At 48.2% G+C, this 24,852-nt stretch carries 19 protein-coding genes, 1 tRNA gene and 1 pseudogene; 9 read left to right on the forward strand and 12 right to left on the reverse strand.

Annotation, left to right across the window (positions count from 1 at the left end):
- Window positions 1–16: 16 nt before the first annotated feature.
- The 10 genes and pseudogenes from LG219_RS09005 to LG219_RS09050 all read right to left on the reverse strand — a co-directional run.
- Window positions 17–1,732: pseudogene (locus LG219_RS09005) on the reverse strand (secretin GspD/PilQ domain-containing protein); the annotation flags it as partial.
- Between the two features lie 11 nt (window positions 1,733–1,743).
- On the reverse strand, window positions 1,744–2,277 hold the full coding sequence (locus LG219_RS09010) for a hypothetical protein (RefSeq protein WP_226764162.1): 534 nt from the start codon (window positions 2,275–2,277) through the stop codon (window positions 1,744–1,746).
- The gene (locus tag LG219_RS09015) at window positions 2,277–2,801 is read right to left on the reverse strand and encodes a hypothetical protein (RefSeq protein WP_226764163.1); all 525 of its coding nucleotides are present in this window, start codon (window positions 2,799–2,801) and stop codon (window positions 2,277–2,279) included. The genes LG219_RS09010 and LG219_RS09015 overlap by 1 nt, the downstream gene beginning before the upstream one ends.
- Window positions 2,801–3,409 (reverse strand): hypothetical protein, encoded by a 609-nt coding sequence (locus tag LG219_RS09020; protein ID WP_226764164.1) that lies wholly within the window; start codon window positions 3,407–3,409, stop codon window positions 2,801–2,803. Before LG219_RS09020 ends, LG219_RS09015 begins: the two co-directional genes overlap by 1 nt.
- Complete coding sequence (locus LG219_RS09025) at window positions 3,406–4,206, reverse strand: hypothetical protein (RefSeq protein ID WP_226764165.1); 801 nt, start codon at window positions 4,204–4,206, stop codon at window positions 3,406–3,408. Before LG219_RS09025 ends, LG219_RS09020 begins: the two co-directional genes overlap by 4 nt.
- On the reverse strand, window positions 4,187–5,839 hold the full coding sequence (locus LG219_RS09030) for a GspE/PulE family protein (protein WP_226764166.1): 1,653 nt from the start codon (window positions 5,837–5,839) through the stop codon (window positions 4,187–4,189). Before LG219_RS09030 ends, LG219_RS09025 begins: the two co-directional genes overlap by 20 nt.
- Window positions 5,836–7,014, reverse strand: coding sequence for a type II secretion system F family protein (locus tag LG219_RS09035; RefSeq protein ID WP_226764167.1), 1,179 nt, complete (start codon window positions 7,012–7,014; stop codon window positions 5,836–5,838). Before LG219_RS09035 ends, LG219_RS09030 begins: the two co-directional genes overlap by 4 nt.
- 3 nt (window positions 7,015–7,017) lie before the next feature.
- On the reverse strand, window positions 7,018–7,446 hold the full coding sequence (gene gspG / locus LG219_RS09040; protein ID WP_226764168.1) for a type II secretion system major pseudopilin GspG: 429 nt from the start codon (window positions 7,444–7,446) through the stop codon (window positions 7,018–7,020).
- Between the two features lie 262 nt (window positions 7,447–7,708).
- Window positions 7,709–9,682 (reverse strand): glycosyl hydrolase family 18 protein, encoded by a 1,974-nt coding sequence (locus tag LG219_RS09045; protein ID WP_226764169.1) that lies wholly within the window; start codon window positions 9,680–9,682, stop codon window positions 7,709–7,711.
- Between the two features lie 579 nt (window positions 9,683–10,261).
- Window positions 10,262–10,855, reverse strand: coding sequence for a superoxide dismutase (locus LG219_RS09050; protein WP_226764170.1), 594 nt, complete (start codon window positions 10,853–10,855; stop codon window positions 10,262–10,264).
- Window positions 10,856–11,024: 169 nt separating this feature from the next.
- Between LG219_RS09050 and LG219_RS09055 the strand changes: the two genes are divergently transcribed.
- Window positions 11,025–11,945 carry a CobD/CbiB family protein gene (locus tag LG219_RS09055; protein ID WP_226764171.1) on the forward strand — a complete coding sequence of 307 codons (921 nt, stop codon included), beginning with the start codon at window positions 11,025–11,027 and terminating at the stop codon, window positions 11,943–11,945.
- A gap of 3 nt (window positions 11,946–11,948) precedes the next feature.
- Window positions 11,949–12,596, forward strand: coding sequence for a fumarylacetoacetate hydrolase family protein (locus tag LG219_RS09060; RefSeq protein WP_226764172.1), 648 nt, complete (start codon window positions 11,949–11,951; stop codon window positions 12,594–12,596).
- A gap of 159 nt (window positions 12,597–12,755) precedes the next feature.
- Here LG219_RS09060 and tsaD read toward each other — a convergent pair whose 3' ends face one another.
- A complete protein-coding gene (tsaD, locus tag LG219_RS09065; protein ID WP_226764173.1) occupies window positions 12,756–13,772 on the reverse strand; it encodes a tRNA (adenosine(37)-N6)-threonylcarbamoyltransferase complex transferase subunit TsaD in 1,017 nt (338 codons plus the stop codon).
- A 176-nt stretch (window positions 13,773–13,948) separates the two neighbouring features.
- Between tsaD and rpsU the strand changes: the two genes are divergently transcribed.
- The 7 genes from rpsU (at window position 13,949) to LG219_RS09100 (ending at window position 23,725) form a co-directional block, all read left to right on the forward strand.
- Window positions 13,949–14,161 (forward strand): 30S ribosomal protein S21, encoded by a 213-nt coding sequence (gene rpsU, locus LG219_RS09070; protein WP_157670867.1) that lies wholly within the window; start codon window positions 13,949–13,951, stop codon window positions 14,159–14,161.
- A 205-nt stretch (window positions 14,162–14,366) separates the two neighbouring features.
- Window positions 14,367–14,807: a GatB/YqeY domain-containing protein gene (locus LG219_RS09075; RefSeq protein WP_226764174.1), complete on the forward strand. Its 441-nt coding sequence runs from the start codon at window positions 14,367–14,369 to the stop codon at window positions 14,805–14,807.
- A 48-nt stretch (window positions 14,808–14,855) separates the two neighbouring features.
- Window positions 14,856–16,766: a DNA primase gene (gene dnaG, locus LG219_RS09080; RefSeq protein WP_226764175.1), complete on the forward strand. Its 1,911-nt coding sequence runs from the start codon at window positions 14,856–14,858 to the stop codon at window positions 16,764–16,766.
- Window positions 16,767–16,868: 102 nt separating this feature from the next.
- Window positions 16,869–18,809 carry an RNA polymerase sigma factor RpoD gene (rpoD, locus tag LG219_RS09085; RefSeq protein WP_226764176.1) on the forward strand — a complete coding sequence of 647 codons (1,941 nt, stop codon included), beginning with the start codon at window positions 16,869–16,871 and terminating at the stop codon, window positions 18,807–18,809.
- Between the two features lie 15 nt (window positions 18,810–18,824).
- Window positions 18,825–18,901: transfer RNA gene (locus LG219_RS09090), tRNA-Ile, on the forward strand.
- 206 nt (window positions 18,902–19,107) lie between these two features.
- Complete coding sequence (locus LG219_RS09095; RefSeq protein WP_226764177.1) at window positions 19,108–20,301, forward strand: autotransporter strand-loop-strand O-heptosyltransferase; 1,194 nt, start codon at window positions 19,108–19,110, stop codon at window positions 20,299–20,301.
- Window positions 20,302–20,317: 16 nt separating this feature from the next.
- Window positions 20,318–23,725, forward strand: a complete 3,408-nt coding sequence (locus tag LG219_RS09100; protein WP_226764178.1) for a hypothetical protein — start codon at window positions 20,318–20,320, stop codon at window positions 23,723–23,725.
- A gap of 182 nt (window positions 23,726–23,907) precedes the next feature.
- Here LG219_RS09100 and luxS read toward each other — a convergent pair whose 3' ends face one another.
- Complete coding sequence (gene luxS / locus LG219_RS09105) at window positions 23,908–24,420, reverse strand: S-ribosylhomocysteine lyase (protein ID WP_226764179.1); 513 nt, start codon at window positions 24,418–24,420, stop codon at window positions 23,908–23,910.
- Window positions 24,421–24,852 lie beyond the last annotated feature (432 nt).

The raw sequence follows: 24,852 nt of genomic DNA on the forward strand, positions 1-24,852 counted from the left end.
ACGATCGCACGACTCTTGGTGTAATCAACAAAATGATTTCAGTTTTGCTTTTCTCGGTTTTATTGGTACCAAAAATTCGATCCAATACCGGTAAAGAACTCAGGAACGGTAAGCCCGAGCCGGTTTCGGCTTCTTGGCGCGACAACAGTCCGGCTAAGACTTGGGTTTCGCCATCACGTGCACTCATATTGGTTTCGGCGCGGCGCGTACCAATTTGGTAAACCAACAAGCCTGATTTGGTTGGGATGGTTTTGACAATATTGGACACTTCCAGCGTGACTTTCACGCTGATTTCATTGTCAATCGTCAGTACCGGCTCAACATTGAGCGTTAAACCCACGTCTTGGTAATTGACGTTTTCGGTGCTGGTGCCGTTGGAGACGGTGGTGGTGACCACCGGAACGCGATCGCCAATGAGGATTTTGGCTTTTTCACGATTTTTGACGCGAATTTTCGGGTTGGCCAAAATATTGGTTTTGCCCTTGCTTTGCAAGAAATTAGCCGTCACCGTTGGCGAGCCCAGATTAACCAGTACATCACCTTTATTTAGATTACCAATTTGATCGAGCGTGACTGAACCGGCAATTTTGCTGTTGTTGGTTGTGGTCGACGTCGTGATATTGCCGACGGTATTGGTCGTGACGACAGGCACAGCGCCGATTGCGTTGCCATACACCGTGGCACTGATCGAGTTCGGGTATTGAATGCCCAGATCAAGCACGTCACTATTGCTCACTTCAAGCACTTCAACATCCATCAAGACTTCAGATTGCGGAATATCTTGCGCGGCGATTAAGCGCTCGGCCACCGCAATGGCTTCGGGGGTATCGCGCATTACCAACATCGACAAACGCTCGTCGATATACACGTCGCGGGTTTTGATCATTTGCTTGATCATCGACAGCACTTGCTTGGGGTCAGCGTTGGACAAATAGAAGGTGCGCATCACCATGTCTTTGTAATCGCGATCTTTATCGGGCCGTTTGGGATAAATCAGAATGGTGTTGTCATTGAGGATTTTTTTATCCAGTTGATTGGTCGCCAAAATCAGATTAATCACGTCTTCGACGGTGGTGTCGCGGGCGTAAATCGTGGTTTTTAAATTGGGGGCGACGTCTTTATCAAAGATAAAATTAACCTTACCAATGCGCGAAATAATATCAAACACGCTCATCATGCTTTGATCGCGAAACTGCAGCGAAATCGGGCTTTTGAGTGCTTGCGCTAAAGCCGGGCGTAGATTGACTTCCCGCGCTTTACGGCTTTCTACTTCGTTGCGCAGCACTTGCGCTTGCACATTGCGTGGATTTTCCGCCAAGATTTGCAGCACTAGATTCAGTGATTCATCTGGGCGGCTGTCTTTGATTTCCTGTGCGTATTTGAGCATTGAGCTATGGCGAATGCCGATCTCAATCAAACGAATCCCTTCGCGAGCGCGATCGTTATTGCTATCCCAGCTTAAAACTTGCTGGTAACGCCCCATCGCCAAGGCGGTATCGCCGCGTGAACGCGCTTGATCGCCTTCTACTTGTAAGCGGGCCAAATACTGCTGCAAATTGGTTTGATACGCCATTCTCAGCTTTAAATCAGCGGGGCTGCTGGCCATTTGTGCTTGCAATACTTTCAGTGCGGCTTCTGGATTACCTTCGTCTTGGATCAGGTTTTCCGCTTTATAGCGCGCCATATCGGCGGCGCAACCGGCTAAAAAAGCCACCGAAATAATTGAGGACATCAGTGCTCGTTTCACAGTGCGCCTCCCATTGACAGAGTTTGTTGCTGATTGAGTGGCAAATAGGTAAACGTCAGCATAGTGGGACTCATTTTATCGAGGCGGTAACTGCCAAGTAGGCTTTCGCCCGGTTGTATTCGGCCTAAAGTATCGCATTGACTACAGAGCACGATGGATTGCCCTTGCGCTTCAACGACAATGTATAAGCTGTTTTTTTCTAACCATGTCGCAGTCACCACAAACGGCATCGGCGGAGCAACGGGAATCGGTGTCGGGGTCGGTGCAGGCGGCTTGGTGGGCGGCGGCGGTGGTGGAACCCACGATTGCTTAGGAAATAAATCGGCAATGCTGACGCCGGATGCTGTGGCACTGGCTTGGCTGGCGGCCGTATTTGGCATTGAGGCGCCGCGTATTTCTGCCGCGAGCGCGCGCCGCGCTGCAGGTTTTGCCGCGCTATCTAATTCAGGCTCGGTACGGTCTTGCCAAAAGGTATAGGCAGTGATGGCTAAGGTGGCACCGAGCAGGTATTGCATTGGACGAGAGAGCATTAATGGGCCTCCGTCAAATACGACAGCTGAATTTGCAGCGCGACTTGGTCGTCTGAAATTTGCTGGCGTTGCAGGTTGACGGTTTCAATACGCACGCCGGGTATGGTTTGTAGTTCCAGCATAAAGCGGCGAATTTGCATATAGCGCGCATTGGCAGGAAATTGCAGGCTATAGCGCTGCAATTTGCCATCGGCCTCAAATTGATTTTTGTAATCGACTTGTGTGATCACAATTTGATTTTTGGCGGCGAGCGCATTCAGCGCGCGTAAAAAAAACGTAAAGGTATCGCTGCGATTGAGCTTGGGCAGCGCATCGCTAACGCTGCTGGCCACTGCGGATACGCGCAATTGTTGAAAGCGATGCGCTAGTGCATTTTCTCTATCGATTAAATCGCGCTGATACGGTTTTAATTCTTGGGTATAGAGCAGTAAGGCAAAGCCCAATAAGGCTAAGCCGGCAATACCCAATATGCCCGAGTAACGAGGGATAAGGCGTAAATACCAAAATAATTGTGCTTTAGTCATCAATGCACTCCCGATGCGGCACTGGCTGAATGCACACGGCTGGCCGCAGTGCTGGCCGCAGTGCTGGTCGTGCTGCTGGGCACTGCGGGATCGGCCAGCCATAACACTTCAATCGCCGCGACGGCTGGCCGATTAGGGTCGCCAATTTTTAAGCTATTGCGAGCGAGGGTGACGTGCTTGGTGGCTGGCGCGGCTTCAAAGCGATCGACCAACAGTAAGACGTCATTGAGTGATTTGGCCTCTAAATCCATTTTGATATCGCGCTCAACGGTGGCGATTTCCAGCCGACTAAAAGCGATTTCTTGTTCCCAAACGCGCTCTAATAGATCAAATGCTGGGGCATGGCTGAGTAATTGATCTCGGCGGATTTTTTCGACTTTGGCCGAAACCGGTGAGGCATTGAGTTCGGCTTTGACTTTGCTATCGCGCTGCTTGATCCGCAGTGCGATGCTATCTTCTTGCAATTCGAGTTGATTTTTTTGTTCTTTGGCAACGTCAATTTGCGTCATTACCCACAGCACGGCGATCACGCCAAGCACGCACAGTAATAGACCCAGCCAAGGCGTTTGGGCGGGGCGTACATGAAAATCCAGTTGCAGTTTTTTCATTGGCTGGCATCCCCGGTAATAAACAGCGGCTGCACGGCACCGAGCCATTCAAAGTCAAAATCAGCCGATTTAACACTAGGCAATGTGAATTCCGACGAGGTGAGATAAATATGCTCGGGTAAAAACTGCTCGCTTAACACTGCGGCTTCTCGCACCAAGGCGGCCAGCGATAAGGTGTGATTTTCGGGGCTGTCATGGTCAAGCTGTATCGGCAAAGAGATAATCCCTTGCCAAGTTTGATGGCGATAAAAGCCAATTAAGGCATGGCCTTGCTCTAAAATCAGCAAGGCATATTCAGCCGCTTTTAATTGCCGCTGATGTTGATTGACTGCCGTCGTGAATAAAGGCTCGATTTTGCCGAGCTTCATTTTGCTGGTGCGACAAAGCTCTAGTAGCGTTTGGTACAGGCCTTCGTCAAAAGCGGCGGCAATCCGTGGTTGACCATAGCCGCCAGTGGCGATGCGAATCCGCCACGATTCACTACTCACGCCATAATGTTGGGTTAGCAATAAGCGGGCATAGCTTTCCCAATCGCGCTCGTAATTTAAACCGGCTTGCCAAGGTAAACACACATAGCGCACCCAAGGCGAGCCTAAAATTAGGTCGACTTGATCGTATCCCAATCGGCCACGTGGCACTTGATTGAGTAACTCTTGAAAGCGATTGACCAGTAGGTCGGGCGAAGGATCGAGGCTGGCACGCTGGCGTGCCAGTACGCTGCCGCTCCAATGCCGACTGGCAATCCGAATGCGCTGTTTGCTAAACCATGCACAATGCTTAATCCACAAAGGTGACACGGTTGATTTCCTGTAATGTGGTTTCGCCGCGGGCCACGGCGTTAAGGGCAATTTGGCGCATCGAAATAAAGCCATTGCTCAGGGCAATTTTTTTGAGCTCGACCGCTGGCGCGTGTTTGGCAATGGCTTGCTTGAGTTCATCATCCAGTCGCAATACTTCGGCAATGGCTTTACGGCCTAAATAACCGGTATTGCGGCAAGCGGGACAGCCGCTACCTTTGCGAAAAGTCCAAGTACTGACTTGTTGGCGAGTTAAGCCCGATGCGGCGAGTAATTCCAACTCGGGTTGATCGTCGCCGACGCAGTGTGGGCAGACTTTGCGAATCAAACGCTGCGCGACCACGCCAATCAGCGCATCGACAAAGCTATTGGGTTCAACGCCCATATGAATAAAGCGATCAATCACTGAAAACGCATTGTTGGCATGCACCGACGTCAGTACCAAATGGCCAGTGAGCGCTGCTTGAACGGCGATATTGGCGGTTTCGCCGTCACGAATCTCGCCGACTAAAATCTTGTCGGGGTCATGGCGCAAGATCGAGCGTAAGCCTCGGGCAAAAGTCAGGCCTTTTTTATCATTTACTGGAATCTGCAACACGCCGGGCAGTTGATACTCCACCGGATCTTCAATGGTGATGATTTTTTCTTCACCATTATTAATTTCAGACAGCGTGGCATACAGCGTGGTTGATTTACCCGATCCGGTTGGCCCAGTCACCAGTAGTAAGCCATAAGGCTCGTGCGATAGCGAACGAATGGCCGCCATGGTTTGCGCTTCATGGCCAAGGGTTTCAAGACGCAATGCCTTGAATGTATCGCCGCCGCCTTGTTTATCTAAAATCCGCAACACGGCATCTTCGCCATGAATTGACGGCATGATCGACACGCGAAAATCGACATCGCGATGATTCACTTTGGCTTTAAAGCGCCCATCTTGCGGCACGCGATGCTCAGAAATATCCAATTCGGCCAAGACTTTAATCCGCGAAATGATCTGCTCGGCCATTTCAGCACCGGTCACGCCGCCGGCATGCAGCAAAACACCGTCAATGCGGTATTTAATCGTCATGCCTTGCGGCGTGGTTTCCATATGGATATCGGACGCTTTGGCTTTAAGTGCGTCGTACAGTGTGGAGTTGACCAGTTTGACGACGGGTTTGGCATCTTGCGAAAGCGTCGTTAAGGTGATCTCGGTAATGTCTTCTTTATTATTTTCTTGGTTTTCACCGACCGCCATTTGATCCATCGCGCGGTGCGAGGTTTCATAGGTATTAAAGTACTGCTGCAAATCATCAAACAGTGCAAACGCCACGCGAAAAGCGACGCTGATTTTTTGCTGTGCCCAGTTGCGAACGACCGGGCTAAATGGGTCCGATAAAATGAGCACGTAGCCATGCTGCGGGATTTCCGCCAACAGGCACTGATGGGCAACGGCATCGCCAAAGGCGAGTAGATCATAGCGTGGCTTGAGTGCTTGAAGTTCTAGTGAGGTAATGGCCGGCAGCCCAAGGTAGCCGCTGACTGCAAGCAGATACGCCTCATTATTTAGGCCAAGTGATTGTTGCAATAGCAGCGGTAAGGGCTGATCGCCACGGCTGGCTCGCAAATGCTGAATCAAATCGAGCGTAATCATTGCATATTCCCGGCCAACTCAAAAATCGGCATATAAAGCAAAAAGACAATGCCCCCAATCAGTATCCCAATCAGTAACATCAAAATCGGCTCGAACAAACGCGTAAACATTTCAATCGCTCGATCGAGTTCTTCATCACAAAATTGCGCTGCGCGCTCGATCATCGTGGCCAGCTCACCGCTTTGTTCACCAACGCGTAATAGACGTTCCGATACCGGCGTCGTGAGCTGGTATTTGGCGAGCGTATTGGACAGTTGCTGGCCTGATTTAATGTCGATAATCGCTTGTGACAGCGCAAAGCGCATGCTGTTTGGCAATAATTGTGCCGCCAATTCCAGTGCCGCCACCAAATTCAATCCCCCCGAAAGCAACAGCCCCACGGTGCGATAAAAGCGGGTTAACGCAAATAAGCGCCGATATTCTTCCAGTCGCGGTAGTTTCCAAAATAGGGTCAGCAAAATCGTTTGAATGGCCTGCGTGCGAAATGCCATCACCATGGCGATCAAACTGGTGATGATGAGTAAAAACATCGCTTGGCCGTGTTGATGCACCAAGTCGCCCCACCACAGCATCATTTGCGCGGCGAAAGGCAGGTTTTTCATTGAGGCGTAAATTTGGCTAAATTTGGGAATCACATAAAATAGCAAAAACAGCATAATGCTGCCGCCAATGCCAATCACTACCATCGGGTAAATCAAGGAGGCGATGACCTTTTTTTTGACGGCGCTTAAGCGGGTTTCGTAGTGATGATAGCGTTTTAAGGCATCAGCTAAATGGCCGGTTTTTTCTGCCGATGCCACGCTGGCAATATACAGCGGCGGGAATAAATTCGGCATTTGCGCCAATACTTTGGATAAAGGCAGCCCTTGGTATAAGCCTTCGATCATGCTGGTGAGTACAGTGCGGTTTTGGTCGTGGCTGCTTTTTTCTTTCAGCGTTTCCATCGCTTCAACCAGCGTTAAACCCGCTTCGAGCAATGCAATCAGCTCTTGGGTGAAGAGCGAAACTTGAAATTCACTCTTGCCCAAAGACAGGCTGAAGGTGCGTTCAGCCTTAAAACTTACCAATTGCACACCTTGCTCTAATAGCCGAGCGCGCAGGTCGTCCACGTTGGCCGCATCCAGCGTCATCTCGCGCAGTTGGCCTGCGCTTAAGGCTTTAACTTGATAACGCATGGTTTACCAGTAGCTGATATCAGCGTCTTCGCCGCTACCACCTGGTTTGCCATCTAAGCCATAACTTTTTAATTCGTAGTCATGACCATTTTCACCCGGAATGGTGTAAATGTATGGCTTGTCCCAAGGATCGTTCGGGACATCCTTCATCAGGTAAGGCCCGCTCCATTTGCTTTCGTCAGCCGGCTTTTTGGTTAAGCTATTGAGGCCCAATTCAGTGCTTGGGTAGCGGCCAGTGTCGAGGCGATATTGATCCAATGCCCCAGAGATGGATTTCATTTGGCTGGCTGCAGTTTTGGTTTTGGCTTTGCCGACTTCACCAAACAGTTTGGGGCCGACGTAGCCCGCTAGCAGCGCAATAATAAGAAGAACCACGAGTAATTCTAATAATGTGAAGCCGTTATTTTTGCGTAAGAAATAGTGCGTTTTCATCTTCAATCTCGGTTTAAGTTTTATCGTACGAGATACGCTGGATTGATTCCCTGTAGGACAATATGCTAAAGCTTAAAAGCCACTGGAGCAAGGAATTTTACTGGGTTGTGCGGGCGGTGAAGGCTTGAGTTTGCTTGGTTTGCTGGCTTTTTTGTAGCATTTCATTATTCGTGTAACTTTTGTTTGTTTGGTGTAATTATTATGGATTTGGTGATAAAAAAGCCCCACTTAAACAGTGGGGCTCAATCATTACAGCGGTATTTTATTTATTGATGTGCGTCATCGCTTCAACCAGTTCACCAGTAGCGGTATCGCCATCAGCTTCCCAGCTAAAGATCCCGCCTAGGCCCATTTTTTTCGCATAGTCAGCTTTAAGTTTGATATCACGAGGCGTGTCGTAAGACCAGAACGTTGAGCCATCAAAGCGATAGGTTTGTTGCGTTACTGGGTGAATGTACTCAGTACCTGGTGCATTTTTCAGTACTTTGTAGTCTTCAATACCGGCTTCATACGTCCCTTTGGCAGCACCGGTTGCCGTTTGATACAGACCGTTGTTGACGTTTTTCACGCCAGTCCAGCCACGGCCATAGAACGGAACGCCAATGTGGAGTTTCGCCGCTGGTGTGCCACGGGCAATCAGATCTTTTACTGCTGCGTCAGTGTAGTACTTGCTGACTTTGCCAGTTTTAGGATCAACCGTGCGTGGGCTGGCTGGATCTTGGTACAGGTTTGATTGGAAGTCGGTTGGACCTTGTGCATCCCAACCGCCGTTAAAGTCGTACGACATGATGTTGATCCAGTCGAGGTATTTGCTGTACTCGGCAGGTTCAGTCGCAGCGATTTTCTCATCGCCGGCACCAATGGCAACGGTTAACAAGTATTTCTTGCCGGTGGTTTTGCTCAACTCATCCAATTGTTTGCGGAATTCTTGCATCAACAAGGTGTTGTTTTGCTTGTCGGCTGGAGAAACTGTGTTCGTGCCGATACCTTGTACCGCTGGGTATTCCCAGTCGATATCAATCCCGTCAAACACGCCTTCAGCAGAATTGACGGTTTTGCCTGTGGCTGGATCAACGTAAGAACCACCGGCATTAGAGCCTGAATCGAATGGAATATTCCCTTTGATCCACACGTCGATACACGAGCTAACTAAAGCTTGGCGTAGTTCTGGCGTTGCTGCAGCTGCAGAGAACCATTTCGACCATGTCCAGCCGCCCAATGAAATCAAGGTTTTCAGGTTCGGGTTTTTAGCTTTGAGTTTTTTCAGCTGATTTAAATTGCCTTTGAGCGGACCGGCTTTGCCTTGGCGAGGATCATCCCATTTATCCCAACCGTATTTATCGGCAACGCCGTCCACTGATTCACCAGCACCAAAGCCTTTTTGGTAAACCGCCCATGCATCACCACCATCTTGGCCGCCGGCTTCGGCTTTATTAATCGTTGCATCGCAAACATATTTGCCGCCACGGTTGTAGACATTACCGAATGAGTAGTTCAAGAACGTCAACTTGGCAGCTTGACCGCTGTCTTGCATGTTTTTCAGGTAGAACTGACGACCGTAAATTGACCATTCAGCAAAATAAGTACCGACTTGTTTCGCACCCGTTGGTGGCACAGGTGTTGCAGACGTGGTTGGTGTCGCAGTTGGTGTTGCGGTTGGTGTTGCAGTTGGTGTCGCAGTTGGTGTTGCAGTTGGTGTTGCAGTTGGTGTTGCAGTTGGTGTTGCAGTTGGTGTTGCAGTTGGTGTTGCAGTTGGTGTTGCGGTTGGTGTTGCGGTTGGTGTCGCAGTTGGCGTTGGTGTTGCTGTGCTCGTGCCACATGCGCCCATGTCTTGCCAAACATCATTGCTGCCTGGCGCGTTGCCTTGTGTCCACCATTTGGCTTTGTAGCTACGGTTGTTGTAGCTGACTAAGTTACCACCAGTGTAAACGGCGCTTGAATTCCACTCTGCGCTAGTGCATGCGCCTGGTGCAGTGCTTGGTGCGGTCGTTGGCGCGGTGGTTGGAGCAGTGCTCGGTGCTGTGGTGGGTGCAGTACCGGTTGCTTCCCAAGGGCCCCATTGTTCTGCGCCGGGTACATTACCTTGAGTCCACCATTTTGCTTTGTACGTGTTGCCGGCGTAAGTGACAACGGCACCACCAGAGTAGGCGGTTGCGCTATTCCAGGCGTCAGCAGCAAAGGCGCTGATTGAGACAAAGGCAATGGCTGCTGGGATTGCGGCTAAACGGAAGTTCATTTGATATTTCCTCTCATCCATCATTTGTTTGGTAAGAATTTCAATTGCACTGTGAGGTGCATGGTCTTCAAAACAGGGTTTGACCCGAGTGCACTGCGAGTAGCCCCTGTTTGTTCTTGGTTTTTTGGCTCGTACACTCGGCGCATTGCGACGCTGGATTTTGTTTTGGCTAATACCAGTCGTTGCACGTAATCTTTGCAGTGAATTGTGGTTGCTTTCACTGTTGTTACGTTTCGTAGCGCTAATTTCTCAAACTACATTTGTCTTGTCAACTCAGTGAATGGGTTTAAAAACAGTTTAAATTCATAGCCTTAAATGCTGAGTAAGAAAAACAAGGGTGTTTGAAATAAATAAGAGTACATATCATGAAATGCTAATTATTGCGTTGCAATGTGGTGCGGGGTGGGTTTGGCTAATGCCTTTGAAATATAAGGATAAATACCAATTTGACTTTTCGTGCACTGTTTTTGCTCTGGGTTTTCTCGGTAAACCGCGAGCGAAAAAAAAAGACGATCGAGTGATCGTCTTTTTTAAAATCTGTATACAAAAGCTGACATATCGCTCAGCTGTTGTTTATTTTTATGCAGCTAAACGTGCTGCAACCACATTCCAGTCAACCAGTTTCCAGAAACCTTCGAGGTAGTTAGGACGGCTGTTGCGGTAATCGATGTAGTAAGCGTGTTCCCAAACGTCACAGGTCAACAGTGCTGTTTCGCCAGTAGTGAGTGGGGTGCCTGCTGCGCCAGTATTCAAGATATCGAGTGAACCGTCGGCTTTTTTAACTAGCCAAGTCCAGCCTGAACCAAAGTTGCCGGCTGCTGATGCATTGAAGGCTTTTTTGAATTCATCCAGTGAGCCCCATTTAGCGGCAATGGCATCAGCCAATGCGCCAGCAGGTGCGCGATCTTCACCAGCTGGGTTCGGTGCAAAGCCAAACCAAAAGAAAGTATGGTTCCAAGTTTGTGCGGCGTTATTATATAAGCCACCTGCAGGGGCCGTTTTTACAATCTCTTCTAGCGACTTGTTTTCGTTGTCGGTGCCTTTGATGAGGTTGTTCAGGTTGGTAATATAAGTTTGGTGATGTTTGCCGTAGTGATAAGACAAAGTTTCAGCTGACATAAATGGCGCTAAAGCGTCTTGTGCGTAAGGCAGTGCAGGAAGTTGATGTTCCATGTGTTTCTCCGGTTGAGGGTGGTATTGACGATATGGCACTGTGGCGTGCTTTTTCAAGAGCTGTCTATATTGTTTCTGCTCGCAAGGGCTCTATGTTATCTTTGAAACATAAAGTATGTACGGCTATGGGCTAATTTTTTTAGCTTGGGCGCAATTTAGGATTAAGTTTATGAGTATTTTGTCTTTGATTTTAGCGTTGCTGTTAGAGCAACTTCGGCCGATTAGTAGCCGTAATCCACTGTATTTGGGTTTTATTCGCACCGCCAATGGCATGGGGCGTAATCTCAATGCGGGTGAATATCGCAATGGGGTATATGCCTGGCTGCTTGCTGTGGTGCCGCTGGTGGCGATTACTGCGGGTGGGTATTGGTTTTTGTTGCGGTATAACGTGTTCTTGGCGATTGCTTGGAATGTGTTGATTTTATATTTTACGATGGGCTTTCGCCAGTTTAGCCATGCCTTCACCAAAATTTCCAAAGCATTGCAGGCCGATGATCTGAATACTGCGCGCAGCATGCTGGGAGATTGGACAGGGCAATCGACCTCAGAGCTCAATGAAGATGAAGTAGCCCGTTTGACGATTGAGCAAGGGGTGATTGATTCTTATCGCTATGTGTTTGGGACGATTTTTTGGTTTGTTGCTTTGGCGTGGATTGCCGGCCCTGCTGGTGCTGTGGCTTACCGTGCGGCGTGTTTATTGCAGCAAAAATGGGGTGGGCACGGAGATGTGTTTGGCCGCTTTGCCGATGGCGTGATGGATATTTTGGATTTTATTCCGATTCGTTTGGCGGCGATTTCATTTGCTGTAGTGGGTAATTTTGAAGATGCAGTTTATTGCTGGCGCTCACAGGCGCAGCAATGGATGGATCAAGATTATGGGATTTTGTTGGCGTCCGCCGCTGGCGCTTTGGGGGTTCGTTTGGGCGAAGCGTTGCACCAAGATCATACGGTGAAATATCGCCCCGAATTAGGCGTTGGCGAATCGGCTAATCCCGATTATTTAGCCAGTGCGGTGGCGCTGGTGTGGCGCGCGGCGATTTTATGGTTGGCGGTGATTTTGTTATTTAGTATTTCTCAATGGGTGGGCTAAGCAATGGCTGAGATTCAATTGGGTGCAACGGCCTGGCGAGTGAACAATATATATTGTGTGGCGCGCAATTTTGTTGCTCATGCTAAAGAAATGGGCTCGGCGATCACTGAAGAGCCGATGGTATTTATTAAACCCAATTCAGCGGTGGTGCAACCGGGGGCGGCGTTGGTGTTGCCGTCATGGTCCAATGAGGTGCATCACGAATTAGAGTTGGTGGTGTTAATTGGCCAAGGCGGCGCGCAGATTGCGAAGGCCGATGCGCTCACGCATATTGCGGGCTACGGTTTGGGCTTGGATTTGACCGCGCGCGATGTGCAGGCGCTGGCGAAAAAAAATGGCCAGCCATGGACTTTGGCCAAAGGCTTTGATGGTGCTGCGGTGTTGACTGACTTTGTCGCTGCGGACGGGATTGATCCGACGCAGCAGCAATTTACGCTGACGATTGACGGTGAGCTACGCCAGTCGGCCGACACGCGCTTAATGGCATTTGACGTTGCCACCTTGATTGCGTGGATTTCCAGTAAGTTTACTTTGCAGCCCGGCGATCTGATTTATACCGGCACCCCAGAAGGGGTGGGGCCGATTCGTTCTGGGCAAACGCTTAATCTGGCGTGGCCCAATCAGCTTGAACAATCTTTTGCCGTCGCGTAATTGCCTTAATCGAGCATGCAAAAATAAAAAACCCGCAATAGCGGGTTTTTTTATGGGTATGTCAATCTAAGCTTTTTGACATATTGCTTATAGGACAATACCCTCGATTATCGACAGTTGCTTGGTCGGCGCAGCGAACAAACCAAGCGTTAATAGATGCTAGTCGGCACTCGCAAGGCTGGCTAAGTCCCAGCGTGGTTTGACAGCAAAAGAGCCGGCAACTTGTCGCTCCTTGAGTCGCTGTGCGCCAGCATAAGCAATCATCGCGCCATTGTCGGTGCACAATTCAAGTGGCGGATAAAACACCGTAAAGCCGCGTTTTTTGGCGGCATCATCGAATGCAGCACGCAATTGTCGATTGGCACCCACGCCGCCGGCGATGACCAAACGCTTCATGCCGGTTTGTTTGAGTGCTTTGAGTGACTTTTTAACCAGCACTTCAACAATGGCTTCTTGGAATGCCGCGCAAATATCGGCCCGAGTTATGTCGTCCAGCGGCGATTGTTGGGTGACTAAATTAAGCACTGCGGTTTTTAAGCCAGAAAAACTCATATCTAAGTTCGGCGTATGCAGCATGGGCCGTGGCAAAGTAAAGCGCGTTGCGTCGCCGGTATCGGCCAGTTTAGATAGCGCTGGGCCGCCGGGATAACCTAAGCCAATCAGCTTTGCTGATTTATCAAATGCTTCACCCGCTGCATCATCGACGGTTTCGCCGAGTAGTTCATAGCGCCCAACCCCGTGGACAGCCATCAATTGCGTGTGGCCACCGGATACTAATAAAGCAATAAAAGGAAACTCTGGCGCAGGGTCGGCCAAGCAAGGCGATAATAAATGCCCTTCTAAGTGATGGACTGCAATCGTTGGCTTGCCTAGTGCAAACGCCAGTGCATTGGCAACGGATGCGCCAACCAGTAAAGCGCCAGCAAGACCGGGTCCTGCGGTGTAGGCAATGGCATCAATGTCAGCAAGCTGTTTGCCCGCTTGCGCTAAACAACTTTCAGTTAAAGGTAGTACGCGGCGAATATGGTCGCGGGACGCCAATTCAGGCACAACACCGCCATACTCGCTATGCATGGCGATTTGGGTATGCAGTTGGTGGGCCAACAGGCCTGCTTCGGTGTCATACAGCGCAACGCCAGTTTCGTCGCAAGAAGATTCAATGCCTAATACCAGCATGGCGCACTCATTATTAGATGATCAATCTGCTTATATTAACGGGCAAAGATGCAACACGAAAGGGGCTGATCTCTATTCCTTTTGACAATTCAGAATTTATACCGGATAATCGCACCCTTTCCCGATCTTTGGTCTTTAACGAGGCTAGAGTTTAAAAGTTTACTAGGATTCGACTAATGCCTTCCGTACGCGTTAAAGAAAACGAACCGTTCGAAGTAGCGATGCGCCGCTTCAAGCGTTCTGTTGAAAAGACTGGCCTCCTCACCGAACTTCGTGCACGCGAATTCTACGAGAAGCCAACTGCTGAACGTAAACGCAAGCTTGCTGCCGCTGTAAAGCGTCAACACAAGCGTCTGCGTAGCCAACAATTGCCAGCAAAACTCTACTAAGAGTTAAGCTAGTTGTTGTTTGTACTTAAGGTCGCCTAGGCGGCCTTTTGTTTTTTCTGCACTTAGCGTTGTCATTACTAAGCGGTGTGAGTTGATTTTGACGATTTCGGTCCAAATTGAAGCTAAAGAATCGCAAAGCGTGTTGGTCGCGCGGCGTGAAGACGTACAACGTTTTGTTATGACTGCATCAAATTAAGGACGTGTGATGACTTTAAAAGCCCGAATTACTGCTGATATGAAAACAGCAATGAAAGAAAAGCAAGCTGATCGTCTTGGTGCTATCCGTTTATTGCTTGCTGCGATCAAGCAGCGTGAAGTGGATGAACGGATTGAGCTGGATGATGCCGCGATTACCGCCATCATCGACAAAATGCTCAAGCAGCGTAAAGACAGCATCACGCAATTTGAAGCCGCCGCACGTCAAGATTTGGCAGATAAAGAAAAATTTGAAGTGGCGGTCTTGATTGAATATATGCCGCAACAACTCAGCGCTGAAGAAATTGGCGCTATTGTTGACGCCGCGATTGCAACCCATGGTGCGACCGCTGCTGCGATGGGCAAAATCATGGCCGAAATCAAGCCCCAACTCGCCGGTCGTGCCGATATGGCTGAAGTGAGTAAACTCGTTAAAGCGCGGATGGCGTAATTGCTAGGAGTTTGCGGGTCTATTTTTTTGAAGGTGTGCTGAGTTTAAATGGCGCTTATTCCCGATGATTTTATTCAGGATTTATTGAACCGCGTTGATATTGTCGACGTGGTCGAGCGCTATGTGCCGCTAAAAAAAGCCGGCCAAAATTACATGGCCTGCTGCCCGTTTCATAAAGAAAAATCACCTTCTTTTACGGTTAGCCAAACCAAGCAGTTTTATCACTGCTTTGGTTGTGGGGTGCATGGATCGGCATTGACTTTCATCATGGAGTTGCAGGCTTTAAGTTTTCCTGAGGCCGTTCGGCAATTGGCAGAATCGGTCGGCATGCAAGTGCCGGTTGAAGATCGGCCACAATCGGCAGAACAAAAAAAAGTTCCCGGCATTTACGATGTACTGAAAGTTGCGTTTGATTTTTATCGGGCGCAACTCAAAACTGCACCTGCGGCGATTGAGTATTTCAAACGACGTGGTGTTGAGGGTAAAACAGCGGCGAAGTTTGGCTTGGGGTATGCGCCTGGCGGCGATGATTGGCAGCCGCTTAAAGCGGTATACCCCGACTATGACTGGAATGTCACTTTGGCTGAGGCGGGCTTGGTGATTGATAAAGAAGAATCAAAGCGTCGCTACGATCGTTTTCGTGAGCGCGTAATGTTTCCAATTATGAATCAACGTAGTCAGATCATCGGTTTTGGTGGCCGGGTGATGGGGCAGGGCGAGCCTAAATATTTGAACTCACCTGAGACGCCGGTATTTAGTAAGGGCCGAGAGCTGTATGGTTTGCCGCAGGCACGTACCGCCATTCGTGATCGCAACCGAGCCTTGGTTGCTGAGGGCTATATGGATGTGGTGATGCTGCATCAGCATGGCATTGAGTACGCTGTTGCATCGCTAGGTACGGCCTGTACGCCTGAGCATATTCGTAAATTGCTTAAATTGGCCGATGAAGTGGTGTTTGGCTTTGATGGCGATAAAGCCGGTATCAAAGCCGCATGGCGAGCGCTAGAAAACAGCCTGCCTGAAGTGAAAGACGGCAAAGAGCTGAAATTTTTGTTTTTGCCTGCCGAGCATGATCCGGATTCTTACGTGCAGGAATTTGGTCGTGCCGCATTTGAGTCGTTGATTGATGAAGCGGCGTTGCCTTTGTCGCAGTACTTATTAAAAGAATTGTCGGCACAGGTTGATCTAACAATGGAAGAAGGTAGGGCGCGTTTAGTACATATTGCACGTCCCCATCTTGATCAATTGATACAAGCCCCCATATTAAAGTTAATGCTTGGTAAACGGTTGGCAGAAATGTGCCAATTATCCAGTGCCGAATTTGCATCGTTGACGGTTGTTCCGCCGACAGATGTGCCGATTTTTCCGGAGATTTCCGCAGATGCAGCGTTTGATTCTGCGCCAGTCTATGATGCGTGGCAGGGTCAAGGTCAAGTAAAGCGGCCTTGGCAGCCTCGTTCTGGCGGAAGTTTTAAGCGGGGAGCACGCGGCAAATTTTGGCGAGCAGAAGAAGATCGACCACGTTTAAAGCCAGCAGGCAAGCATGATCCATTGTTGCGCGTTTTGCAGTTGGTTTTATTCCGTCCGTCGATTCTACAAGGGCAGGATGAGTGTGAATTGGCTTGGCCTAATGAGGGGTTTAGTGGTTTAGTGCGTTGCGTATTGATGCGCGCTAGATTAGATATCGAACTTCTAGGTACTGAATTGGTCGAACGTTGTCTGGATCTACCGGGGTATGAGCGATTAATTCCGATAGTGAATGAATCACATCATTTGTTTGATAAGTTTGACCAAGACGAATTGCTCATCGAAATTTCTAACTCATTGCTGGCCGCGACGCAAAAGTTTTCGCTAGGGTCTACACTGAGTCGGAAAGAAGAGCTCGATGCACTCTCGGCCAGTCGCGGTTTGACTGATGAAGAATCGCAAGAATACTTGACGCTTTTGTTGCGTCGCTAGCTAAGTGAAGGGGTCAAATGGGCTCTTCACTTCCGATGTCGGGGACAAAACCCTTCGATGTCTGGTATAATTCTCGGTTTTGCTAGACACCCAAGCAGAGTCATGGCAGCAGATCAAAAACTAAATAAAGATAATCTTGAATTAAACGGCGGCAAACAGGCCGAGGAAAAACTCGACCCTGAAGAACGCAAAGCCAAATTTAAGACGCTAATCGTCCTCGGTAAAGAGCGTGGTTACCTCACGTACGCCGAGATTAACGATCACCTCCCAGAAGACATGTTGGATGCCGAGCAAATCGAAGGCATTATCAGCATGATCTCCAATATGGGGATCCAAGTCTACGACGAAGCTCCTGATGCTGAAGATCTGTTGATGTCCGATGCGCCTGCCCGTGTGGCAGACGAAGACGCCGCCGAAGAAGCTGAGGCTGCGTTATCATCGGTAGACGCTGATTTTGGCCGCACAACTGATCCTGTCCGTATGTATATGCGCGAAATGGGAACCGTTGAGCTTTTGACGCGTGAAGGCGAAATTGAAATCGCCAAACGCATCGAAGACGGCTTAAAGCACATGATCACCGCCATTTCGGCATGTCCAACGACGATCGCTCAAATTATTGATTTGGTCGAACGTGGTTTGAATGATGAAATTCGCATTGATGATGTCATCGATGGCTTTATCGATCCAAACGCGGTTGAAGAAGAAGAGGCGACGCTCGATTTACCTGATCCTGATGCGGTGCTCGAAGAGAGTGAAGCTGATGATGAGGAAGAAGCTGAAGATGATGGTGGTGCCGCAGCAGCTAGCGCCAATCTAGAGCTACTCAAAACTCAGGCACGTGAACATTTTGAAGTGATTAACGACCTTTACGGTCGAATGCTTGAGGCATTGATTGATCACGGCACCGCATCGCCAACCTATATCTTGCTGCAGCAATCCATTGCGATTGAGTTTCAGAAGATTCGTTTTTCTGCGCGTCAGGTTGAATCGCTGTGCGATGTATTGCGTGGAATGGTCGATGATATTCGCACGCACGAACGCCAAATCATGGATTTGTGTACGCGCCGCGTGGGCATGCCCCGTGATTACTTCATTAAGAATTTCCCTGGTCGCGAAACTGACTTGACATGGGTGCCTGAAGAAATCGCTGCAGAAAAAAATTACTCCGGCATCATGTTCCGTTATAAACACGCGATCATGGAGCAACAGCAAAAACTCAACGAGCTGCAAGAATCTGCACGTTTGAGTATTCGTGAGTTGAAAGAAATCAGTCGTCACATGTCGACTGGTGAAGCCAAGGCCAAACGCGCTAAACGCGAAATGATCGAAGCCAACTTGCGTTTGGTGATTTCTATCGCCAAAAAATACACCAACCGTGGTTTGCAATTCCTCGATTTGATTCAGGAAGGCAATATCGGCTTGATGAAAGCAGTGGATAAATTCGAATATCGCCGTGGTTACAAGTTCTCGACGTATGCTACCTGGTGGATTCGTCAGGCGATTACTCGCTCGATTGCTGACCAAGCACGTACGATTCGTATTCCGGTACACATGATCGAAACGATCAATAAAATGAACCGTATTCAGCGCCAGATTTTGCAAGAAACAGGTAACGAAGCAACGCCTGAAGAATTGGCTGAACGCATGGAAATGCCGGAAGACAAAATTCGCAAAATCCTTAAAATCGCCAAAGAGCCGATTTCAATGGAAACGCCGATTGGTGATGATGATGATTCGCACCTCGGTGATTTTATTGAAGACGCTAATAATATGGCGCCTGCTGATGCTGCTGTTTATGCCGGTCTACGTGAAGCAACCAAAGAAGTGCTTGATACTTTAACGCCACGTGAAGCCAAGGTGTTACGCATGCGTTTCGGTATCGACATGAGTACTGACCATACGCTTGAAGAAGTTGGTAAACAGTTTGATGTAACGCGTGAGCGGATTCGTCAAATTGAAGCCAAGGCTCTACGTAAGCTGCGCCATCCAACTCGTTCAGAAAGATTGAAGAGTTTTATTGAAAATAACGCCAGCGAACAGTAGAATAGCAATCCTTTCGGGCCTTTAGCTCAGTTGGTTAGAGCAGAGGACTCATAATCCTTTGGTCCACGGTTCAAGTCCGTGAAGGCCCACCAGTAGAATCAAGCACTTGGCCCAGTCTTCGGACTGGGCTTTTTGCTTTCTCACTCTTCACGTCAAAACGTTCCACCTAAAACGTTCCACTTGAATAGCCAGCTTGTCGCTAAGGGTTCGGCCGCTCGACCGTCATGTTTAATTTTTCGCAGTAACTATTCTTTACTGGTCTATGCTTAAAAACTATTTTTAAATTTTAGCTATCCAGATGAACCTTCCTTTACCTTCACCACTTTTGGCTTGTTTTATTCCTGCAGTCAACCCACCGACACAGTTGTCTGAACATCAAATTTTGTTTGATTTTAACGATGGTGCGCGTGTTCAGTTGCCCGATGGTGAGTGGCGAGTGCGGTTATCTGATTTGCAAACGCATAATATTTTGTTTGAAACGCAAATTGGCGCAGGCATGGTCATGAGTAGCAAAAAGTACTTTGTTCCGTTTCATATAGAGGTGTGGAACAAAGATCAAAAAATATTGGATCATCGACTCAGTTTGCAAGACCAGCCTGTTTTGATTCAATTTCCTGTTGGCACTTTAGGTGACGTGTTGGCTTGGTTTCCCTATGCGGCACGTTTTGCTGCCGAGCATCGATGTCACCTTACCTGTTCAATGGCTGCAAATTTAATTCCTCTTTTTGCTCAAGCAAATCCAATAATTCGTTTTGTTACTCCAGAAGAGATTAATACGTCTGAATTTTATGCGACTTATTACTTAGGGTTGTTTTTTGGTGATGAGGAACACCATTATCAGCCTGGTGACTTTCGTCTGGTTGGTTTACACCGTACTGCTGGACATCTATTGGGGGTTGATCCTAGCGAAGAGCCAGCAAAAATTACATCGTTGGAGCGTCCTCGGCAAGTGCTTGAGCCTTACGTTTGTATTGCCGTGCAAAGCTCTACGCAATGCAAATATTGGAATCATCCGACGGGTTGGATTGAGGTTGTGAAATACCTGAAGGGGCAAGGTTTACGCGTGTTGTGCATTGACCAAAAATCATGCCATGGCAGTGGTTTAACTTGGACCACCTTGCCTCATGGCGCAGAAGATTTTACTGGGGATTTGCCTTTGCTGGAGCGGGCGGAATTAATTCGCAATGCTGAGTTCTTTGTTGGCTTGTCGAGTGGGCTTGCTTGGTTAGCTTGGTCGGTAGGAACGCCAGTCGCTTTGATTAGCGGTTTTACTCATCCTATTAATGAATTTTATACCCCATACCGTATTTTCAATCATCACACCTGTAATAGTTGCTGGAATGATCCTCGGTATAGTTTTGATCATGCTGATTTTTTTTGGTGCCCTCGGCATAAAGATACCCCCCGGCAATTTGAATGCACGCGGTTAATTACGCCGCTGCAAGTGGTTGATGTATTAAATCGTATTCCACAGCGAGCTTTAGTCGTCTAAGTGAAAGAGGTGATCTATGAAATTTCGCACTCAAAATTTGCGGTATGGCCTTCGTTGTTTTTCTAAATCGATTTTTATCTCTCGATTAATACTGCTGCTATTGATGCCTTCATCACTAGTGCTGGCCTATACCACGCCGGTGAACAGTGTTATTTCTGGGGAAACTGTCAATTCTGGCACTCAGGTAGTTGTTGATGGTGGTGTGGTGAGTAATAGCTTGGTAATGACGCCTGCGACACAAGAGGTGATGTCGGGTGGGGTAGTGAGGTCGTCACATATCGATGGCAAACAAATTGTTTATTCTGGCGGCCTGTTACAAGCAAATAATGTAGTGGGAAACCAGTATGTAAATTCTGGTGGAAGGGCAGATCAGAGTCAAATTAGTGGGTGGCAGTATATCTCTGCGGGGGGGCTGGCGACCTCTGCTTTAATTAATACGGGCTATCAATATAACGCAGGACTGGCAACAGATACGAGTATTGTCGGTGGCGGTATTCAGGTAGTGCAAAGTGGTGGGCAAGCAGTACGGACAATGGTGAATAATGGGCAACAAGGTGTTGTATCTGGTGGTTTGGCGACAGCAACGACGGTGATTTCTGGTAGCCAGATTATCTTCGCCGGTGGAGTGGCCACCAATGCCACCGTTTTATCTGGGAGTGGTCAATACGTCTATAGCGGCGGCCTTGCCTCTGGAACGCAGGTGGTTTCTGGCACGCAGAGTGTTTATGTTGGTGGTTCGGCGACGAATACATTAATTGAAAAAAATGGCGCGCAGAATGTGCAAGGCTCGGTGAGTAATACGGTCATTTCAGGTGGCTCTCAAGATATTGTCGCTGGTGTGGCCAGTTTTACGACTTTAAATGCTGAGGCAGATCAATTGGTCGCCGGCGGCTCTGCGGTATCCAGTACATTAAATGGTAATAGCAATCAAAGTATTTTGTCTGGTGGTGTGGTACGGCACACGATCCTAAATGATAGCAATCAAGATGTTGGCGCAGGAGGGCAAGCATTTGATACTACGGTTGGCAGTGGTAGTGATCAAACGATTGAAGGTATTGCTACGCGCAATATGATTGCTGAAGGTGGTCGGCAATTTGTGAGTGCGGGTGGTATTGCAAACGATTCTTTGCTGAATGGCGGTTCCCAGCAGGTTTTGTCGGGGGGGCTGGCTTCAGCAACCACAGTGGCTGCAGGCAATCAAAGAATAGAATTGGGTGGTGTTGCTAGTTCGACTATTTTGGGCGCAGCCGATCAAGTCGTGCTCGGGCGTGCTAATAACACGGTGATTGATGGTGGGCGTCAGTTTATTGAGGCTGGCGGCATTGCCAGTGGCAATACATTCAATGCAGGCACGCAGCAGATCGCATCGGGAGGGCGAGTGATTGATACACAGCTACTCTCTGCAAGCCAATTTATTTTGTCTGGCGGGGCTGCTGAAAATACGAGCATCAATTCGGGCGGAAGGCAGACTGTATCGCTAGGCGGTATCGCAACAGGGGTCCATTTGAATGGTGGGCGGATGCTCAATAATGGTGGCACAGTTAGTGAGCTAAATATTTCGGGTAGCGGTGGACAAGCTTGGTTAGCGGCGGGCACTTTGGCTGGCACAACAATAGTCTCGGGCTCCAATAATCAATTGATTTTGCAAGGCGGTAAGGTCGACGGGACGCTAACTATTGCGGGTAGCGACAATCAGATAGATTTACTCCGAACGGACCTTTCCGGCATTAACAACTTGCGTGACAGCACCGGTTTAAATCACTTGTCACTTTTAAATGGCGCAGTTATTTCTGCCGCAACGACCATAGATGGTCGTTCATTACCTAATGTGCTTGATTTGCAAAATTGGGGTGCAATTAGCGTTCAGCGCGGTGCAACCTTGGTCATGGCTGGTAATTTGAGTTTAGCGAGTAATGCAACGTTAACTAATTTAGGTTCTTTGAATGTGCCAGTGAGTGCGCAACTCACTGCAGGGCTGAATAATGCAGGGACGATTGCTTTGGGGGGCGGAGGTCAATTTTCTACTTTAAGTGTCTTCGGGCAATATCACAGCACGAATGGTCTTTTGGTAGATCATGTTTCAGCAAACTTTGAAAGGTCATCGATGCTGCAAGTGGAAGGTAATTTATCTGGAACAACACGAGTTCAATTTAATAATGATGGATCTTCGGGCCGGCTCGGAGAGCAAATTCATTTTGCTCAATCACCGATTAGTACTCTGACACGGAGTGATACTTTTATTGCAGCCAATCCTGTTGGTGCACGTAATCCATATGACGTTAGATTGAAAGGGAGCCCGTATGTATGGGAAATTGTGCAAAAAAATGAGAATGGACGTACGAATTGGTTTTTGCAGACCCCATTTGCTCCTCCTGTGGCGCCTGATGTTAATGCTGGACCACCAGCTCCACCAGCTCCACCGGCTCCACCGGCTCCACCGGCTCCACCGGCTCCACCGGCTCCACCGACCCCGACTGCGCCTGTATCTCCAGATGTATCTTCAACATTAAAACCCCATCGCGTACTGCCAGAAATACCTGCATATGGCATTTTGCCGGCAATATCCGATATTATTTTGCGCAGTAATTTGAGCGCGATTGAACAACGTTTAGATATTATCCCGAGTGTAGCCCATGATCTTTGGATGAAAATCGATGCCACTCATTTAAGGCAAAGTGCAGATTATGGTTTTTCGTTTGATGGTTGGGGGAGCTCTTTAACAATAGGTATTGATCGAGATGGTCAGCTCGATGATAGTAAGTTATGGCGAGGCGGTGCTTTTTTTACGTGGAGTCATAATCAACTAAATACTTCTGGAGAGGGCGGGCTTATTCATTCGCGTGCTAGCGCTGATTTGGATGTAAATAGTTTTCAAACTGGCTTGTATGGCCAATTAGAAAAAGATGGCTGGTATGGGCGTGCGATTGCATTGCTAGGGTATGAGCGTGCAAAGGTTAAAACAGAAGACGCCTATAGCAATACCCTGACAGCCCCTATTTGGGCAACAAATCTTGGTGTCGGGAAGGTGTTTGAAGTGTTTGATAGTTGGACTCTCTCCCCTCAGCTTAATGTTGGATATGCAAATTTTAATTGGGATTTGCAAGATGAAAGTATTAAGGGGCGCTTTGAACAAACTTCACATTGGTATGGTGGGGCAAGTGTTCGAGTTGAGCGGAGAATAAATACAGAAGAAAATATTTGGCTTCGCTCAGGCGTTACGCATCAATTTGGCAATGACAGCGCACTCAATTTAACCACTCCGAATCTGTATTTACCTGCAGCAGGGCCAAGTACGACTTGGCAAATGCAATTCGGGTATAGCAAGCAGACTAACTGGGGCCGTTACTATGGTTTGCTCGGTGGCAGTTGGGCTCGAGGTCAGCAGTTAGGTAAGGCTGAGCTAGGTTTACAATGGAAGTGGTAGTGGAGCGTGTCTTACGTAAAGAGTTTTCAGTGCATAGGTTTGAAAGCGGCAAGAGTCTAAGGGATGACAGGCTCTTGCCCTTGTATTGTGATTTAAACTTAGAAACCTTCAATAAAGAAAAACTAATTTGAACCCATAAACTCATTGATTCAAATGCGGCTGAGCTATTAATTTGAATATTTTTAGGTATTCTGCTCTAACCACTCAGTCGACAGTTTGATTTCGTCATTGAGGTTGACACCCACGCCACGCTCAAGAATGTTTTTAGCGATTTTTTTTGCCTCGTCTAATGAATGCATCTCATAGGTGCCGCACTGATAAAGATTAAGCTCAGGAATTTCAGATTGTTGAGCGACCTTAAGTACATCTTTCATGGCCGCTTGCCAAGCATCTACCACTCGCGACTCGTTCGGAGTGCCAATTAAACTCATGTAAAATCCGGTGCGGCAGCCCATTGGGGAAATATCAATAATTTCTACGCCATCACCGTTGAGGTGTTCACGCATAAACCCCGCAAATAAGTGTTCAAGAGTGTGGATGCCTCGTTCAGATAATATCTCTTGATTTGGAATGCAAAAACGTAGATCGAAAACGGTAATTGCATCGCCGTGAGGGGTCGTCATTTTTTTTGCTACGCGGACGGCTGGTGCTTTCATGATGGTGTGGTCAACAGTAAAGCTATCTAGCAGGGGCATGGTGACTCCAATGGTTTTGTGAGTAATATGAATACTGGACGAGATTGTACTTAGCAATAAGGTTTATGTGGATGTCCTTAGTCTTTTATTTCTTTAGTCTATGCCAAATAGTAAGTGATCTCCTTTTGGTATGCTGCAAGCCTACTTTCCACGTCTCACTGCGAAAATGTTAGCTAATTTAGGCGCAAAAACGGCTAAATAAGCTTTTTTCGCGCTTTATCATTCGCAATCAATACTTCATCCCCTTCTGAATAGCGAAGGCATCAGAATTAATGTTGAAATTTGATGCTTTAAAATTCAACAACTTAGCGTCTTAGTACGATTTTGTTTGCCACAAGGTGTTGACGTGATCGCAGGGCTGCCGTATATTTCGGCCTCTCTGCTGCTGACACAGCAAACGAAACACCGGTTTATAGGCTGTTTTGTGTGTCC

Origin of the sequence: Deefgea salmonis (genome assembly GCF_020531905.1) — a bacterium.
GTDB lineage: Bacteria > Pseudomonadota > Gammaproteobacteria > Burkholderiales > Chitinibacteraceae > Deefgea > Deefgea salmonis.

Coding starts and splice junctions, on each gene's coding strand:
- LG219_RS09010 (WP_226764162.1), bottom strand. CDS start 2,277: ATGCTCTCTCGTCCAATGCAATACCTGCTCGGTGCCACCTTAGCCATC.
- LG219_RS09015 (WP_226764163.1), bottom strand. CDS start 2,801: ATGACTAAAGCACAATTATTTTGGTATTTACGCCTTATCCCTCGTTAC.
- LG219_RS09020 (WP_226764164.1), bottom strand. CDS start 3,409: ATGAAAAAACTGCAACTGGATTTTCATGTACGCCCCGCCCAAACGCCT.
- LG219_RS09030 (WP_226764166.1), bottom strand. CDS start 5,839: ATGATTACGCTCGATTTGATTCAGCATTTGCGAGCCAGCCGTGGCGAT.
- LG219_RS09035 (WP_226764167.1), bottom strand. CDS start 7,014: ATGCGTTATCAAGTTAAAGCCTTAAGCGCAGGCCAACTGCGCGAGATG.
- gspG (WP_226764168.1), bottom strand. CDS start 7,446: ATGAAAACGCACTATTTCTTACGCAAAAATAACGGCTTCACATTATTA.
- LG219_RS09045 (WP_226764169.1), bottom strand. CDS start 9,682: ATGAACTTCCGTTTAGCCGCAATCCCAGCAGCCATTGCCTTTGTCTCA.
- LG219_RS09050 (WP_226764170.1), bottom strand. CDS start 10,855: ATGGAACATCAACTTCCTGCACTGCCTTACGCACAAGACGCTTTAGCG.
- LG219_RS09055 (WP_226764171.1), top strand. CDS start 11,025: ATGAGTATTTTGTCTTTGATTTTAGCGTTGCTGTTAGAGCAACTTCGG.
- LG219_RS09060 (WP_226764172.1), top strand. CDS start 11,949: ATGGCTGAGATTCAATTGGGTGCAACGGCCTGGCGAGTGAACAATATA.
- tsaD (WP_226764173.1), bottom strand. CDS start 13,772: ATGCTGGTATTAGGCATTGAATCTTCTTGCGACGAAACTGGCGTTGCG.
- rpsU (WP_157670867.1), top strand. CDS start 13,949: ATGCCTTCCGTACGCGTTAAAGAAAACGAACCGTTCGAAGTAGCGATG.
- LG219_RS09075 (WP_226764174.1), top strand. CDS start 14,367: ATGACTTTAAAAGCCCGAATTACTGCTGATATGAAAACAGCAATGAAA.
- dnaG (WP_226764175.1), top strand. CDS start 14,856: ATGGCGCTTATTCCCGATGATTTTATTCAGGATTTATTGAACCGCGTT.
- rpoD (WP_226764176.1), top strand. CDS start 16,869: ATGGCAGCAGATCAAAAACTAAATAAAGATAATCTTGAATTAAACGGC.
- LG219_RS09095 (WP_226764177.1), top strand. CDS start 19,108: ATGAACCTTCCTTTACCTTCACCACTTTTGGCTTGTTTTATTCCTGCA.
- LG219_RS09100 (WP_226764178.1), top strand. CDS start 20,318: ATGAAATTTCGCACTCAAAATTTGCGGTATGGCCTTCGTTGTTTTTCT.
- luxS (WP_226764179.1), bottom strand. CDS start 24,420: ATGCCCCTGCTAGATAGCTTTACTGTTGACCACACCATCATGAAAGCA.